Origin of the sequence: Stenotrophomonas sp. BR163 (assembly GCF_047520985.2) — a bacterium.
Lineage (GTDB): Bacteria > Pseudomonadota > Gammaproteobacteria > Xanthomonadales > Xanthomonadaceae > Stenotrophomonas > Stenotrophomonas sepilia.
This window is the reverse complement of sequence record NZ_JAXBRE020000006.1, coordinates 80,868-96,490: the sequence shown is the minus strand read 5'-3', so window position 1 is coordinate 96,490 and position 15,623 is coordinate 80,868. Positions and strand designations below refer to the sequence as shown.

The 15,623-nt window shown below is 67.4% G+C and carries 16 protein-coding genes; 11 read left to right on the top strand and 5 right to left on the bottom strand.

The annotated features are described in order from the left end of the window. Nucleotides 1-124: 124 nt before the first annotated feature. From ACM0PY_RS07190 to ACM0PY_RS07175, 4 genes are read left to right on the top strand one after another with little or no spacing between them, the layout of a single operon-like run. The gene (locus ACM0PY_RS07190; protein WP_053498676.1) at nt 125-439 is read left to right on the top strand and encodes a DUF3649 domain-containing protein; all 315 of its coding nucleotides are present in this window, start codon (nt 125-127) and stop codon (nt 437-439) included. Next, entirely contained in the window at nt 436-2,073 is a 1,638-nt protein-coding gene (locus tag ACM0PY_RS07185; protein WP_134971260.1) for a PepSY-associated TM helix domain-containing protein, read from the top strand. The genes ACM0PY_RS07190 and ACM0PY_RS07185 overlap by 4 nt, the downstream gene beginning before the upstream one ends. After that, nucleotides 2,070-2,399, top strand: a complete 330-nt coding sequence (locus ACM0PY_RS07180; protein WP_134971262.1) for a DUF3325 domain-containing protein — start codon at nt 2,070-2,072, stop codon at nt 2,397-2,399. Before ACM0PY_RS07185 ends, ACM0PY_RS07180 begins: the two co-directional genes overlap by 4 nt. A gap of 29 nt (nt 2,400-2,428) precedes the next feature. Then, nucleotides 2,429-2,902, top strand: a complete 474-nt coding sequence (locus ACM0PY_RS07175) for a hypothetical protein (protein ID WP_180885212.1) — start codon at nt 2,429-2,431, stop codon at nt 2,900-2,902. A gap of 121 nt (nt 2,903-3,023) precedes the next feature. Here the strand turns inward: ACM0PY_RS07175 and rlmKL are convergent, their stop codons facing one another. Together rlmKL and ACM0PY_RS07165 are read right to left on the bottom strand one after the other, a co-directional pair. After that, the gene (rlmKL, locus tag ACM0PY_RS07170; protein ID WP_180885210.1) at nt 3,024-5,162 is read right to left on the bottom strand and encodes a bifunctional 23S rRNA (guanine(2069)-N(7))-methyltransferase RlmK/23S rRNA (guanine(2445)-N(2))-methyltransferase RlmL; all 2,139 of its coding nucleotides are present in this window, start codon (nt 5,160-5,162) and stop codon (nt 3,024-3,026) included. A gap of 145 nt (nt 5,163-5,307) precedes the next feature. Next, a complete protein-coding gene (locus ACM0PY_RS07165; RefSeq protein ID WP_024958728.1) occupies nt 5,308-5,835 on the bottom strand; it encodes an alpha/beta hydrolase in 528 nt (175 codons plus the stop codon). A gap of 72 nt (nt 5,836-5,907) precedes the next feature. Here ACM0PY_RS07165 and ACM0PY_RS07160 point away from each other — a divergent pair, with 72 nt between their 5' ends. Beyond that, a complete protein-coding gene (locus ACM0PY_RS07160) occupies nt 5,908-6,474 on the top strand; it encodes an N-acetylmuramoyl-L-alanine amidase (protein WP_111007601.1) in 567 nt (188 codons plus the stop codon). A 377-nt stretch (nt 6,475-6,851) separates the two neighbouring features. On the opposite strand, the gene ACM0PY_RS07155 is transcribed toward ACM0PY_RS07160, so the two are convergent. The 3 genes from ACM0PY_RS07155 to ACM0PY_RS07145 all read right to left on the bottom strand — a co-directional run bounded on the left by ACM0PY_RS07155 (nt 6,852) and on the right by ACM0PY_RS07145 (nt 9,400). Beyond that, a complete protein-coding gene (locus ACM0PY_RS07155) occupies nt 6,852-7,754 on the bottom strand; it encodes a sulfurtransferase (protein WP_180885209.1) in 903 nt (300 codons plus the stop codon). Then, nucleotides 7,751-8,554, bottom strand: coding sequence for a CoA pyrophosphatase (locus ACM0PY_RS07150; RefSeq protein WP_414609437.1), 804 nt, complete (start codon nt 8,552-8,554; stop codon nt 7,751-7,753). The genes ACM0PY_RS07155 and ACM0PY_RS07150 overlap by 4 nt, the downstream gene beginning before the upstream one ends. 144 nt (nt 8,555-8,698) lie before the next feature. Beyond that, complete coding sequence (locus ACM0PY_RS07145; RefSeq protein ID WP_005408797.1) at nt 8,699-9,400, bottom strand: FKBP-type peptidyl-prolyl cis-trans isomerase; 702 nt, start codon at nt 9,398-9,400, stop codon at nt 8,699-8,701. A 167-nt stretch (nt 9,401-9,567) separates the two neighbouring features. Here ACM0PY_RS07145 and ACM0PY_RS07140 point away from each other — a divergent pair, with 167 nt between their 5' ends. From ACM0PY_RS07140 to pstS (ACM0PY_RS07115), 6 genes are all read left to right on the top strand, one after another. Continuing rightward, nucleotides 9,568-10,350 carry an enoyl-CoA hydratase-related protein gene (locus ACM0PY_RS07140; RefSeq protein ID WP_053501080.1) on the top strand — a complete coding sequence of 261 codons (783 nt, stop codon included), beginning with the start codon at nt 9,568-9,570 and terminating at the stop codon, nt 10,348-10,350. A gap of 4 nt (nt 10,351-10,354) precedes the next feature. Next, complete coding sequence (locus tag ACM0PY_RS07135) at nt 10,355-10,708, top strand: hypothetical protein (RefSeq protein WP_111202186.1); 354 nt, start codon at nt 10,355-10,357, stop codon at nt 10,706-10,708. Further along, entirely contained in the window at nt 10,708-11,397 is a 690-nt protein-coding gene (gene nth / locus ACM0PY_RS07130; protein WP_180885204.1) for an endonuclease III, read from the top strand. The genes ACM0PY_RS07135 and nth overlap by 1 nt, the downstream gene beginning before the upstream one ends. Nucleotides 11,398-11,593: 196 nt before the next feature. After that, nucleotides 11,594-12,805 (top strand): OprO/OprP family phosphate-selective porin, encoded by a 1,212-nt coding sequence (locus ACM0PY_RS07125; protein WP_049411264.1) that lies wholly within the window; start codon nt 11,594-11,596, stop codon nt 12,803-12,805. Nucleotides 12,806-13,027: 222 nt separating this feature from the next. Beyond that, the gene (pstS, locus tag ACM0PY_RS07120) at nt 13,028-14,044 is read left to right on the top strand and encodes a phosphate ABC transporter substrate-binding protein PstS (protein WP_072166779.1); all 1,017 of its coding nucleotides are present in this window, start codon (nt 13,028-13,030) and stop codon (nt 14,042-14,044) included. A 408-nt stretch (nt 14,045-14,452) separates the two neighbouring features. Beyond that, nucleotides 14,453-15,541 (top strand): phosphate ABC transporter substrate-binding protein PstS, encoded by a 1,089-nt coding sequence (gene pstS / locus ACM0PY_RS07115; protein WP_134972223.1) that lies wholly within the window; start codon nt 14,453-14,455, stop codon nt 15,539-15,541. Nucleotides 15,542-15,623 lie beyond the last annotated feature (82 nt).

Below are 15,623 nucleotides of genomic sequence, written 5' to 3'. Positions count from 1 at the left end.
CCCGACTTCTGGGCTGCCCGTCTGCGCGGGCAGTGCTTCGTCGATGGGACACGCTGGGCGACATGCGCAGGGCGCAAGGGGGCCGCGGACGCGTTCCATCCCTTCTCCAACCTGCAGGAACGCCGTGGACCGCTCGCCCACCCCCGCCAGCCCCCGCACCTTGTTCTCCAACCCGCGCTGGGGCGTGCTGTCACGCGCTTTGGCCGCGATTTTCGGCGGCTATGCGCTGGCCTCGATGACCAGCGTGTTCTGCGCGGTGGCGTTGCCCGGCGCGCGCGGCCAGACCGTGCTGACCGGCATGCTGCTGGCCATTGTGGTGGCTGCCTGCGCGGCGCTGTGGGCCTTCGCCACCCGCAGCGCGCTGCGGGCCTGGGTCGGCATCCTCGCCCCCGCCCTGCTGATGGCGGCGGTCGCACGCCTGTTGGGAGCCTGGGCATGAAGAACGGATTCCGCCAGTCGATGGCCTGGCTGCATACCTGGACGGGCCTGCTGGTCGGCTGGTTGCTGCTGCTGATCTTCATGGCCGGCACGGCCAGCTACTACCGCGAGGAAATCAGTCGCTGGATGCGCCCGGAGCTGCCGTCCAGCAACGTCAGCATCGACGTGGCCGCGCAGCGCGCGGTGGACTACCTGCAGGCCAATGCGAGCCACGCCGAGAACTGGTTCGTCACCCTGCCGCAGCCGCGCAACCCGGCCATGCAGCTGTTCTGGCGGCTGCCACCGGAACTGGCTGACCCCAGTCGTGGCCGTCGCGGTGGCTTCGGCGACGCCACGCTCGACCCGAACACCGGCCAGGCATTGAAGGCGCGCGAGACCCGTGGCGGCGACTTCTTCTACCGCCTGCACTTCGACCTGCACTACATCCCGGTGTACTGGGCGCGCTATCTGGTCGGGTTCTGCGCGATGTTCATGCTGGTGGCGATCATCACCGGCGTCATCACCCACAAGAAAATCTTCAAGGACTTCTTCACCTTCCGCAAGGACAAGGGCCTGCGGTCCTGGCTGGATTTCCACAACGTCAGCGCGGTGATGGCCCTGCCGTACCACGCGATGATCACCTACACCGGCATCGTCACTCTGATGATCATGTACCTGCCGTGGGGGGTGAAAGTTGCCTACCCGCAGGACGAGGACAAGTTCTTCAGCGAAGCCTTCGGCGGCATGCCAGAGGTGACCGCGCCGGCACAAGGCCGCGCCACGCCGCTGCCGATCGCACAGCTGCTGGACAGCGCGCGTGCACACTGGCACGGCGTGGAAGTGGCCGGCTTCACCGTGTCCAACCCGGGCGCTGCCAATGCGGTGATCGACATCCGCCAACGCGACGGCAGGCGTTTGTCCACCGACACCCCGGCGCTGCGCTACGACATGGTCAACGGTGCGCTGCTGGAAGAGACGCCGCCGTCCGGCGGCGCCACCGCCACCCGTGGCGTGCTGTATGGCCTGCACCTGGCGCGCTTCGCCGACTGGGGTCTGCGCGCACTGTTCTTCCTGTCCGGCCTGGTCGGCTGCCTGATGGTCGCCAGCGGCGTGGTGCTGTGGGCGGTGAAGGAGCGTCCCAGGCATGCCAAGAACGGGCGTACCGGATTCGGCCTGCGCCTGGTCGATGCGCTGAACATCGGCACCGTGGCCGGCCTGCCGATCGCCTTCGCGGCGTACTTCTGGGGCAACCGCCTGCTGCCGCTGCAGATCGCCGAGCGCTCCAGTGCCGAGGCCAACGTGTTCTTCTACGCCTGGGGCGGCGCGCTGCTGGCCGCCTTCATCTGGCCGAAGCGGATGATGTGGGCGTGGCAGCTCTATCTGGGTGCGGCCGCGTTCGCACTGGTGCCGGTGGTCAATGCGCTGACCACGCACGCGCATCTGGGCATCACACTGCGCAGCGGCGACTGGGTACTGGCCGGCGTCGATCTTTCGATGATCGCGTTCGGCGCGATGCTGGCGCTGTGCGGCTGGCGCATGCAGCGCTGGACGCCACCGCTGAGTGCGGCCGAGAAGAAGAAACGTGCGGCCGCTGCGGCTGCACCGAAGGCATCGGTGAACACTGCGGAAGCGGCCGAAGCGGAGGCCAGCGCATGATGCTGCTGGCACTGGCGCTGTCGTTCTCTGCGTTCACCGCGCTGTCGCTGTCGATGGAAAAGCACCAGCACGACCTGCATGGCAAGGCCGCGGCCGCACCCGCACGGCGGATGCAGTGGCGGGTGCTGGGTTGGGCGCTGCTGTCGGCGGCGTTCGCACTGTGCGTGGCCGACCACGGCTGGGCGATGGGCCCGGTGCTGTGGCTGGGGGCAATGACCCTGGCCGGCGTGACGCTGTCGTTCGGGTTGTACCCGTATCGTCCAACATGGATTGCGCCGCTGGCGATCGCGCTGCCGGTGCTGGGGTTGGTGCTGGAATTGCTGTAGCCGCAGGACGGGGACAGCGGCATCCACGCATGGCGTGGATCTACAATGCCCGTATGGATAGCATGCTGCAGCGGATTTCTGGAATCGGCTTTTTTTCCCGGTTGGGTGAAACACTGCCCATAACGGCCGGCGTCGTCGCCGTTCGGTCGCTGGCCGAAGCACTGCGGACCATCGATACCGATGGTTTCGAATGGATGCCCACCACACTGGGCGATTCGGATCCGTTTCACGGCGCCCTGCCCCATCCAGCCGAACTCGCCGACGCCCGACGCGAACTCAACCGCACGTTGATGCGCGCGCTTTCGGCACTGGATCTGCCGGCACTGCGCTGCGGTGCACATGACCTGCAGCTGGTGGCGCGCGATGGGGCGATGTTCGCCTTCCGGCAACGCCTGCTGGAGATGCATCTCGGCCTGCCGGCACACTGGGAGCCTGTGCTTGCGCTGTACGAACAGGGCCATTGGCCCCTGGCCCATGCGTCGGGGCGATTGTTGGTGCTTTAGGCCGATCCACGCATGGCGTGGACCTAAGGACCAGATGCGGTAATGCCGGCCGCTGGCCGGCATCCCGCGGACCTTCCACGGTTCTGACGCAGTTGCCGGCCAGCGGCCGGCACTACCGGGATTACCCCAATCGCTTCAGTTCCCACGCGCGGTGGATGCGCGCGTTGCGCTCGAAATCCGGACCAATCGTGCGTGCGGTGATCTCGCGGCACTGGGCGAACTCGGCGATGGCGTTCTCTTCCAGCTTGAAGCGGCGGAAGTTGTTGGAGAAGTACAGCACGCCACCCGGTGCCAGCCGCGCCACCGCCGCACGCAGCAGCTTCAGTTGTTCGCGCTGCACGTCGAAGTCATCGGCGCGGGCGGAGTTGGAGAAAGTCGGCGGGTCACAGAAGATCACGTCGTACTGGCCACGGTCGCCTTCCAGCCAGGCCATTGCATCGGCCTGGACCAGCAGATGCTGGTTGCCCCCCTGCCCGTTCAGCGCCAGGTTGTCGTAGCACCACTGCAGATAGGTGGCCGACAGGTCGACGCTGGTGGTGCTGGCGGCACCGGCCACGGCGGCCTGCACGCTGGCCACGCCGGTGTAGCAGAACAGGTTCAGGAAACGCTTGCCATGCACCTGCTCGGCCATCATCCGGCGCAGCGGGCGGTGGTCAAGGAACAGGCCGGTATCGAGGTAGTCGAACAGGTTCACCTGCAGCAGCGCGTTGTTCTCTCGCACCACGATGAACTCGTCGCGCTGCTCGAAGCGGCCGTACTTGCTGCCGCCCTTGCCGCGCTCGCGCGATTTCATCGACACCTGCTCCGGCGGCACGCCGAATACTTCGCGCGCGGCGGCCAGCAGCTCATTGCGGCGGCGGCGCACGTCGTTCTCGGGAATCGCCGCCGGTGCCGCATATTCCTGCACATGCAGGAAGGTCCGCCGCCTGCCACCCTCTTCCTCGTAGACGTCGATGGCCGCCGCGTATTCCGGCAGGTCGGCGTCATAGGCACGGAAGCAGGTGATGTGCTCGCGGGCACGCCAGCTCTTGAACTTCTTCAGGTTCTTGCGCAGGCGGTTGGCCACCATCTGCGCGCCTTCGCTCAGCTCGCGGGGCTGTGCCGGATCACGGCCCGGCACAGCGATCGGATCGCAGACGATCAGCGCGCATTCCAGCGCACCGTTGAACATCTGGTACTTCTTGCTGGCGCGCAGGCCGGTGGCAAAGGCCAGTTCGTCATTGCCACACAGCAGGCTGGCGCGCCACTGCGGCACCGCCTTCTGCAAGGCATTGCCCAGTGCACGATACAACGCTGGATCGGCGGCCAGGCGCTCGTCGTACGGCGGGTTGCAGACCACCGCACCGATCTCCTGTTCCGGCGCGGCCAGGTCGGCGACATCGGCGCGGGTGAAACGGATCGCGTGGGCGACGCCGGCGACCTCGGCATTCTCGCGGGCCGCCTGGATCGCAGCCGGGTCGATGTCGCTGCCGTGGATGACCGGCTTCAGCGCGGCCAGGCCGGCCGCTTCGCGCTCACGTGCTTCGCTCTGGATGGACTTCCAGGCCGCCTTGTCGAAGCCCAGCCAACGGCTCGGCGGCAGGCTGCCATGCCGCATCAGGCCTGGGGCAACGTCGGCGGCCATCAGCGCGCCTTCGATCAGCAGCGTGCCACTGCCACACATCGGGTCCAGCAGGCCACCGCCGGCGGCATGCAGGCGCGGCCATTGCGCGCGCAGCAGCAGCGCGGCGGCCAGGTTTTCCTTCAGCGGCGCCTCGTGGGCGGCACCGCGCCAGCCACGGCGATGCAGCGGGCCACCGCCGAGGTCGATCGACAGCGAGGCGCGGCCCTTGCGCAGCGAGAGGTTGACGCGCACGTCGGGCAGATCGGTATTGACCGAGGGCCGCTCCAGGCCTTCGTCGCGCATGCGGTCGACGATCGCATCCTTGATCCGCTGCGCGGCAAAGCGTGCATGGGTGATCTTGTCGCCGGACACGTGCGCATCCACCGCCAGGGTCATCTCCGGCGAGATGTGCTCGTGCCACGGCAGTGCACGCACGCCGTCATACAGGGCCTGCTCGTCCGGGCAGTCGAACTCGTCGATCGGCCACAGCACCCGGCTGGCCAGGCGCGACCACATCACGATCCGCAGCGCCTGCGCCAGTTCGCCGTCGGCGTTGACGCCGGCAATGGTGGCGGTGGCCTTGCCAAGGCCCAGGGCCGACAGTTCATCGGCAAGCAGGTATTCCAGGCCCTTGGCGCAGGAGACGAAGAATTTCACGGGATCGGTTCGCAGGTGGTCGGGCGCGGCACAGGGGCCGGGCCGGTCGGAAAGGAGGGCCGTAGGCACGGCCGGCAGGCCCGCGCCGGGGGCGGCGGGGCTGCCATTGTAGTCAATGCGGGCGGGCGCGCCGTGCGCCCTGGCTTCACAGTTGCCGCAGCAGGCGCTCGAAGGCCTGCGCGGAGGCCTCCACGTGGCGCTCCAGGCGGTGACCGTCGTCAACCAGCAGCAACTGCGCCGAACGCGCCTGCGCCCAGGCAATCACGCCGGCAGCCGGTACCACATCGTCATGCCAGGCCTGCACCACCGTGGTCGGCACCGCAGCGGCGTCCAGCGCCGGCATCGGGCCCATGGTGGTCGGTGGCACCATCAGGAACAGGCCGGCTACCGGCACCTGCAGCGAGGCGATGGCGGAGATGTAGGCGCCCAGGCTGGAGCCGGCCAGCACCACCGGCCCCTGACGTGCCGCGATGGCGGCGCGTTCAACCAGACGACGCAGGCGGGTCGGCACGTCGCCCACCCGGCTGACCTCGCTCATCGCGTCCAGGTCGGTGTAGTCGGGGCGCTCGTGGGTCCAGCCCAGGCGTTGCGCCACCTCGGCCAGCGCGGTGACCTTGGTCGCCTCCGGGCCGCTCTCGAAGCCATGGGAGAGGATGCAGTGGCCGCGGCTCATGCGCGTGCTCCGTGGGCGCGGGCCGACGAGGAAAGGGAAGGCAGGTTCATGCCGCAATGCTAGCATCGCCGGATGCCCAACCCGCTCCTGCCCGGCCTGCAGCTGCAGCCCCTGCCCTATCACGACCGACTGCCGCTGCGGGATCCCGCCTCGCTGGAAATGGTGGTGATCCACTGCACCGAGCTGCCCGATCTGGCGATGGCCCGCGAGTACGGCGAGCGCGTGCTGTACGACAGCGGCGCCGGCAACAGCGGGCACTTCTACATCGACCGCGATGGCAGCGTGGTGCAGTACGTGGCGCCGGAACGCGTGGCCCATCACGTGCGCGGCATGAACGCGCATACGCTGGGCATCGAGCTGGTCAACCGCGGGCGCTATCCGGACTGGTTCGACAGCCGCCACCAGGCGATGGACGAGGCCTACACCGAGCCACAGCTGGAAGCGCTGGAGCGGCTGCTGCTGGCGCTGGTGGCGCGCTATCCGTCGCTGCGGCGGATTGCCGGACACGACCAGCTGGATCTGGAGCAGGTGCCGGCCAGCGATGATCCGACGCTGAGGGTGGCACGCAAGCGCGATCCGGGGCCCTTGTTCCCGTGGGCACGGGTGCTGGCGAAGGTGCCGCTGCAGGGGTTGGAGTAAGCAGCAGGGCTGCGCCCTGCACCTGCAGAGGCAACGTCAACGTCAAGAGCTGGCATTCCGGGGGATGGCGGGGTGGATCCGATTGCGGGGGACGCCGTAAAGCCCCAGGCCGGCCCAGCCGCTGGCGGCTGTGCGTTCGGGCGCTTGCGAAGCAGTGCTTCGCAAGCAAAGCGCCCTCACCCATGGCGGCTTGGCCGCGGCATCCATGCCGCGGACACCCCCGCAACCGGACCCACCCCGCCTTCGACAGTTCTCCGCGATCCTTCGAATCGACACGGGGTCGGCTCCCGTTGCTACGCAACGGGCTCTGACCCCGATTTTCGGTTGATGGGGTCAGAGCCGTTCTCCGTTGGAAAACGGATCCGACCCCGCGCGGCTCAGGCGCCGGTCGCCACCGGGCGGCTGCTGTCGCTCACCCAACCACTCCAGGAATCGGCATAGATGCGTGCGCCGCTCAGGCCGGCCGTTTCCATCGCCAGCAGCAGGTGGCAGGCGGTCACGCCGGAACCGCACATCAGCACCACCTGCTGCGGATCGCGGTTGCCGATCACGCCCTGCAGTTCGGCGCGCAGCTCCTGTGCGTCGCGCAGGCGGCCGTCGAGCACGTTCAATGCGAACGGGCGGTTGACGGCGCCCGGCACATGCCCGGCCACCGGGTCCAGCGGCTCCACTTCACCACGGAAGCGTTCACCCGCGCGCGCGTCGACCAGCCAGCCCGGCGCATGCTTCAGCCGCGCAGTGATTTCGTCGGCGTTGGCGATCTGGGTGGTGTCGAAACGGCCTGGGTAATCAGGCAGCGCGTTCACCCCAGCCTGGCCGCTTTCCAACGCGTGGCCGGCGGCCTGCCACGCGGCGATGCCGCCGTCGAGTACGGCCACCCTGCTGTGACCGATCAGGCGCAGCAGCCACCACAGGCGCGAGGCGGCCATGCTGCCGTCGCTGCCATCGTAGACCACGACCTGGGTGTCGGGGCCGATGCCCCACTGCCCCAGCTTCACAGCAAAGGCATCGCTGTCCGGCAATGGATGGCGACCATGGCCGACGCGGCTGAGATCGGACAGATCACGGTTGAGATCGGCATGCACCGCAGTCGGTATGTGCCCTGCCAGGTACTGGCCGCCCGCAGCCTGCGGGTCGGCCAGCGAAGCACGCGCATCGACCACGCGCACGGCGGTACTGGCGGTGGCACGCGCGTCGACCACGCGTACGCCTTCGCCCAGTGCAGCGGCCAAGGTGTCGACATCGACCAGGGTAGTCCACGGCTGCTTGATCGGGTTCATTGCACTTGCTCCAGGCGGCGACGCAGGTTGTAGAGGATGGCCGCGGTCGCGCCCCAGATGCGCTGGCCCGGCCAGCCATACTCAAGGACGTGGCGAACCCGGCCGCGATGATTGATTTCGACCTGGCGCAGGCTGTCGGGCGCCATCAGGTAATCCAGTGGCACCTCGAATACCTCGGCCACTTCACTGGGCTGCGGGACCGGCACGAACTCCGGATCGACCACCGCCACCACCGGCGTGACCCGGTAGCCGGTGATCGTCACGAAGGGATCGAGATAGCCCAGCGCCTGCACCTGGCCGGGCGCCAATGCGATTTCTTCCTGGCTCTCGCGCAGCGCGGCCGCCAGCGCGTCGCGGTCATCGCGTTCGGTGCGGCCACCGGGGAATCCGACCTGGCCACCATGGGTGCGCAGTGTTTCGGTTCGACGGGTGAGGATCACCTGTGCGCCGCTGGCGCGCGGCACGATGCCGGCCAGCACCGCCGCCTCCACCGGAGGCCCGGGCGGTAGCAGATCGACCAGCTCACTGCGGTTCCAGCCGTCGCCGGCAGGTGGTTGGGCCAAGGGATGCAGCGCGCGGATCAGTCGTTCGTGGTCGGCCAGCGAGCCACGCAGCGATTGCTGCAGTTGTTCGCGCAGGGGCTGCACGCGATGCAGGATGCGGCTGCGTTCCTCGTTGCTCATCGACGACCACCGCGCGATCTCATCGATATGCCGCCCGCAGCCGGCGCATTGCCGGTGCGGATCCAGCGTGCACACTCCGATGCAGGGACTTGCGACAACACGCGCCGTTTCTTCCATTGTTTGCACCCGCCAACAGTAGCGCGATCGGGCTGAATTTGCGCGGGACGATACGACGCCCATGGCGCAGCGCTACAGGTCGCGCACTGCGCAAACAAAAACGCGCCGGTGGGGTCACCGGCGCGTTTGGTTTGCTGCTTCGATTTACTTGACGCTGACCAGCTTGATCTCGAACTGCACAGCCACGTTCGGCGGGAACGGGGTGCGCGGATCGGCACCGTAGGCCTGGTCCGGCGGCAGGGTGACTTCCCACTTCGAGCCTGCCGGCATCTGCAGCAGGGTCTCGCGCATGGCCTTCATTTCGACTTCGCTGACCTTGATCGACGGGATCTGCTGGGCCGGGCGGGCTTCGGTCGGGCGCTGGCCGTACGGGAACGGGCCGGCCACTTCCAGCTGCACGGTGCTGGCCTGGGTCGGCTTGGCGCCCTTGCCGGCCTCGATCACGCGGTACTGGACGCCGCTCGGCAGGGACTGCACGCCGGCCTTGGCCTTGTTCGCCGCGATGAACTGGTCGCTCTTGGTCTTGTTTTCGGCAGCCGCCTTTTCGTACTCGGCCTTGGCGGCCTGGGCACGGCCCTGCTCGCGCTTCTGGAACGCTTCAACGGCCGGCTTCAGCTGCTCGGCGGTGATCGCCGGCTGCTTCTTGGCGTAGGCATCCTGCAGGCCCTTCACCACCGAGTTGATGTCCAGCTGCTCACCACGACCGGTCAGCTCCGCCAGGTTGTTGCCGTAGTCGTAACCGAAGTAGTAGCTCAGCTTGCCCTTTTCGGACGAGACGTCCTGGGCGAAGGCATTGCCCGTCAGGGCCAGGGCCGCGACGGCGACCGCGATAGAACGCAACTTCATCAAACAGTTCTCCAGGGGTGGTAACTCAGGGACGTTCTGCGCCGCCCTGAGGCGACGGGTTAGGATAACGGGCGCAACGTGTAACCGCTACTCACGATGCAGGCTATGACCCGTCTGCGTTTCCAGAGTTCAATATCACTTTTTTTTAACGTTCCAGGAGTTTCCCCGTGGCCGATGCCCTGATCGCTGTCGCTGACGACGGCGCCATCCGCACCGTGACCGTCCAGCGCCCGGACAAGCTCAATGCCCTCAACGCCGCGACCCTGCAGGCCCTGGCCGATGCCTTCAGCGACGCCGCCGCCGATCCGGAGGTGCGCGTCGTGATATTGACCGGGGCGGGCCCCAAGGCGTTCGTGGCCGGTGCCGACATCGCGGAAATGAACACGCTCAGCGCCGTTCAGGGACGTGATTTCTCGCTGCTGGGCCAGGCCCTGATGCGCCAGATCGAACGCATGCCCAAACCGGTCATCGCACGCGTGAATGGTTTCGCACTGGGCGGTGGCCTGGAACTGGCGATGGCCTGCCACCTGCGCATCGCCGCAGATACCGCCAAGGTCGGCCAACCGGAAATCAACCTCGGCCTGATCCCCGGCTTCGGCGGCAGCCAGCGCCTGCTGCGCCTGTGCGGCCGCGCCGCCACCCTGGAGCTGTGCCTGCTGGGGGCGCCGATCAACGCCGCGCGTGCGCTGGAACTGGGCATCGTCAACGAAGTCGTGCCGGCCGACGCGCTGGACAACCGGGTGCAGGACGTCGCCCGCCAGCTGGCACGCTCGGCCCCGCTGGCCCTGCGTGGCCTGCTCGACGCGGTGCACGTGGGCGGCGAATGCAGCCTGGAGGCCGGGCTGGAATACGAAAGTGCGCAGTTCGGCCTGCTGTTCGCCACCGAGGACATGCGCGAAGGCACCAGCGCCTTCCTGCAACGCCGCGCGCCGGCCTTCCAGAACCGCTGACGCCATGGCATCCCGACCCAACCCCGCGCAGTTGTTCGCCCGGGTCCAGGCAGACGATCTCGATGGTGCCCTGCAGGCCGGGCTGATGGACTACGTCGTCCGTGCCGGCGACGACCGGTTGCTGCCTGACCACCCCGACCTTCCGCAACGCCTGTGCCAGGCCCAGCAGCAACTGCGCGCGGCCTGGGCTGCACGCGAACGCTACCGTGCCCGTGCGGTGCGCCTGGCCCGCCGCGAGGCCGAGCGCGATGCACGCCGCACCCCGGCACCGGCCCCGGACGTGAAGCCCGCCCTGCCCGCTGCGGCAGCCGCGATTCTGGCCCGGGCCAAGGCCCGCGCCCGCGGCAAGGAACAGTAATGGCCACCACGAAGAAGACCGCACGCGCCCCGGCGCGGCGTGGCGGCACGATGCCGCGCGCCGACGTGGTGGAGATGTTCACCCGCCTGCGCGAACTCAACCCGCACCCGAAGACCGAACTGGAGTACAGCTCGCCGTTCGAGCTGCTGGTAGCGGTGGCGTTGTCGGCGCAGGCCACCGACGTCGGCGTCAACAAGGCCACGCGGCGACTGTTCCCGGTCGCCAACACGCCGGCGAAGATCCTTGCGCTCGGCGAGGATGGCCTGAAGCCGTACATCGCCACCATCGGGCTGTTCAACGCCAAGGCAAAGAACGTGATCGCGACCTGCGCGATCCTGCTGGAGAAGCATGGCGGTGAAGTGCCCCGCGATCGCGAAGCGCTGGAAGCGCTGCCGGGTGTCGGGCGCAAGACCGCCAACGTGGTGCTCAACACCGCGTTCGGCGAGCCGGTAATGGCCGTGGACACGCACATCTTCCGCGTCGCCAACCGCACAGGACTGGCGCCGGGCAGGAACGTGCGCGAAGTAGAAGACAAGCTGGTGAAGGTGATTCCGGCCGAGTTCCTGCTCGACGCACATCACTGGCTGATCCTGCACGGGCGTTATGTGTGCAAGGCGCGCAAGCCGGATTGCTCGGGCTGCGTGATCGCCGACCTGTGCCGGTTCAAGGATAAGACCACGGCCGAGTGACGGCAGCATCCACGCAGGGCGTGGATCTACTGCAACCGGGTCGCAATCCGGGCGTCATACGCAAGCGGTTTCAATGGCAGGCCCTGCCGTGACGGGGCCTGCGGCGGATGTCTGCCGCGCGTGAACTGTCACATTTACGCAATCTTTACCTTCTAGCCTGCGCGCATCTTCCCACCTGCCTGCAAGGCTCCTCTCCATGAAACTGCATCACCAACTCCTGACGGTGGCCGTGGCTGCTGCGCTGTATGTGCCGGCTGCACACGCCGAAGTCGCCATCGACGTGATCGGCGGTTCGGAAATCACCTTCGAAGGCCTGGTCCAGGCCGACGGCAACTGGTTCCACAACGATGTGGTCGACCTCAACGGTGGCGACGCCGGCAACGGCAAGAACAGCGAATTCGAACTGCGTCGCGCCGAGCTGGTGCTGAAGGGCAAGGGCCCGGGCAACGTGGAGTGGGTGGTCGGCTATGACGCCAAGGCCGACAAGTTCCTCGACACCAACGTGAAGTACAAGCTGCTGGGCAACGCCAACCACTTCCTGCAGCTGGGCCAGTTCAAGCAGCCCAACAGCCTGGAAGAACTGTCCAGCACCAAGAACAACGATTTCATTTCCAAGGCAGCGGTCACCAATACCTATGCCATCGCCCGCCGCCTGGGCGGCGCGTACAGCTACGGCCAGGACAACTGGTCGGTGACCGCCAGCGCCTTCGGCCGCGAGCTGACCCGCAACCTGGCCCACGGCAGCGGCTACGGCGCGCGTGGCACCTGGGCCCCGATCAATGAAAAGGGCCAGGTCCTGCACTTCGGCCTGAGCTACGTCAACTACGACGCCGACGCCGACACCCTGCGCGTGCGTGCGCGTCCGAATGCCGACCTCGCCACTGCCCGCCTGGTCGACAGCGGCAACCTGACCGACACCGACCGCGTCAGCACCATCGGTGCCGAAGCGATGTACTTCCAGGGCCCGTTCAAGGCCCAGGCCGAGTACTACACCAGCAAGGCCAAGCGCTACGACCACGACAACTACACCAGCGACGGCTACTACATCAGCGGCGTGTGGAACGTCACCGGCGAGACCTGGAGCTACAAGGGCGGCACTCCGGGCACCGGCCTGCCGAACAACCCGGCCGGCGGCCAGTGGCAGCTGGGCGTGCGCTACGACCACATGGACCTCAATGACGGCAACCTCGCCGCCAATCCGGTCGCCGGTCGCCCGCCGATCGTCGATGGCGTGCTGGGTGGCAAGATGGACATCTGGACCGTGGGCGCCAACTGGTACCTGCGTTCCAACTTCAAGCTGATGCTCAACTACGTGATGGTCGACAGCAAGAAGTACAGCTCCACGGCGCGCGGTTTCGTCAACGACGATCCCAACATCCTGGAAGCCCGCGCGCAGTTCTTCTGGTAAGTCCAGCCACCTGCATTGAACCGCGAAGGCACGGCCCCGGCCGTGCCTTCGTCGTTGCAGCGGTACGCGTGCCGCCCTGCCGGCACAACGGACGTGACATCCCTCATGACGCGTGTCACGCCCGCGTCATATGACAGACGCGGGCGTGTCACGCAACCGTTATGGAATGTGCACCGAAACGTCGGGCAACCGCCCTTCGACCACCACCCCAGGAGTCTCCCCGTGATCCACGCCTTCAAATCGCGCGCCGCTGTCGCCATCCTGGCTGCATCGTCCGTGTTCGCCGCCAACGCCGCCGACATCACCGGCGCGGGCGCATCGTTCATCTACCCGGTCATGTCCAAGTGGTCGGCCGACTACAGCGCCGCAACCGGCAACAAGGTCAACTACCAGTCCATCGGTTCCGGCGGCGGCATTGCCCAGATCAAGGCCAAGACCGTTGATTTCGGCTCTTCCGATGCGCCGCTGAAGCCGGAAGACCTGGCTGCTGCAGGCCTCGCGCAGTTCCCGTCGGTGATCGGTGGCGTGGTGCCGGTGGTCAACGTGGCCGGCATCGCCCCGGGCGCCCTGAAGCTGGACGGCGCCGTGCTGGCCAACATCTTCCTGGGCAAGATCAAGAGCTGGAACGACCCGGCCATCGCCGCACTGAACCCGGGCGTGACCCTGCCCAACGCCAAGGTCACCGTCGTGCATCGTTCGGACGGCTCGGGCACCACCTTCAACTTCGTCAACTACCTGTCCAAGGTCAGCCCGGAGTGGAAGAGCTCGGTCGGTGAAGGCACCTCGGTGCAGTGGCCGGCCGGCATCGGCGGCAAGGGCAACGAAGGTGTTGCCGCCTATGTGAAGCAGATCAAGGGCGGCATCGGCTATGTCGAACTGTCCTACGCGCTGCAGAACAAGCTCTCCTACACCGCGATGAAGAATGCCGCCGGCAAGTTCGTGCAGCCGAGCGACACCTCGTTCGCTGCCGCCGCTGCCAGCGCCGACTGGGCCAACGCCCGCGACTTCTACCTGGTGATGACCAATGCGCCGGGCGCCGAGTCCTGGCCGATCACCGCCACCAACTTCATCCTGGTGCAGAAGACGCCGAAGAATGCCGCCAATGGCAAGGCGACCCAGGAGTTCTTCCGCTGGGTCTACAAGAACGGCGACGCCCAGGCCCGCCAGCTGGACTACGTGCCGCTGCCGGACAGCCTGGTCCGCCAGATCGAGACCTACTGGTCGCAGAACCTGAAGTAAGCGCGTTCCCCCGCAGGAACGGGGGCGGCGGGTCCTCTCTCCCCCGCCGCTCCCACCCGGGCGCGAGATCCTCGAGATCTCGCGCTCTTCTTGTTTTCGGGGATGCACCTGCCTCTGTAGAGCCGAGCCGACGCTCGGCTGCGCTCTGGAGCGTGCGGACCAGCGGTCCGCACCTACCGTGGGCGAGGAGCTGTCGCGTATTGACGCTGCAAGGACCAAGCCGCCGTCATATCGGTGCGCAGATCCGGGGTTTCCGGGCCCCGGCCGGATCGGCGCCAGCCCTGTGAAAGCCTTGTCAGAACGTGATCCTCGACACCTCTGTCATGGTCGTAATACGGCTGTAACAAAAACATCATTTCATAGCCGCATCCGCCGACCACGTCGGCTCTTCCCCGCTATGGAGTGACCATGAAACTGCACTCGGCCGGCCTTGCCGCCCTTTCCCTGGCCATCGCCCTGAGCCTGTCGGCCTGCGGTGGCGACAAGCAGGCCGCGCAGCAGCCGGCTGCCGACGGTACCGCCGCTCCGGCCGCCGCCGGTGCCAAGGTGACCGCCGAAGTGTCCGGCGCGGGCGCGTCCTTCATCTTCCCGCTGGTCTCCAAGTGGTCGGCTGACTACAACGCCAGCACCGGCGCCAAGATCAACTACCAGTCGATCGGCTCCGGCGGCGGCATCGCCCAGATCAAGGCCGGGACCGTCGACTTCGGTTCGTCCGACAAGCCGCTGAGCAGCGAGGAGCTGGCCCAGGCCGGCCTGGCGCAGTTCCCGTCGGCCATCGGCGGCGTGGTGCCGGTGGTCAACATCGAAGGCTTGGAAGCCGGCAAGCTGCGCCTGAGCGGCGCCCTGCTGGCCGACATCTTCCTGGGCAAGGTCAAGACCTGGAACGACCCGGCGATCGTCGCCGCCAACCCGGGCGTGAAGCTGCCGGACGGCAAGATCACCCTGGTCCACCGTTCGGACGGTTCGGGCACCACCTTCAACTTCTCCAACTACCTGTCCAAGGTCAGCCCGGAGTGGAAGAGCAAGGTCGGCGAAGGCACCTCGGTGCAGTGGCCGGACGGCGTCGGTGGCAAGGGCAATGAAGGCGTTGCGTCCTACGTGAAGCAGATCAAGGGCTCGATCGGCTACGTCGAACTGGCCTATGCCCTGCAGAACGGCATGCCTTACACCGCCATGCAGAACGCCGCCGGCAACTGGGTCGAGCCGAGCGCGGAAACCTTCGCCGCTGCGGCCGCCAGCGCCGACTGGGCCAGCGCCAAGGACTTCAACCTGGTCATCACCAACGCCCCGGGCGAGCAGGCGTGGCCGATCACCGCCACCAATTTCATGCTGATGCAGAAGCAGCCGAAGGACGCCAAGCGCAACCAGGACACCCTGGCCTTCTTCAAGTGGGCCTTCGAGAACGGCCAGGCCCAGGCCAACGAGCTGCACTACGTGCCGCTGCCGGCCGAACTGGTCAAGCAGATCGAGGCCTACTGGGCGACCGACCTGAAGTGATGGACTCGACGGTGCCCGCCCCGCGCGGGCACCGCTTGTTCCACGCCGTGCCGCCCCGCCCCTTCCTGGCCCAGCCGTCCCC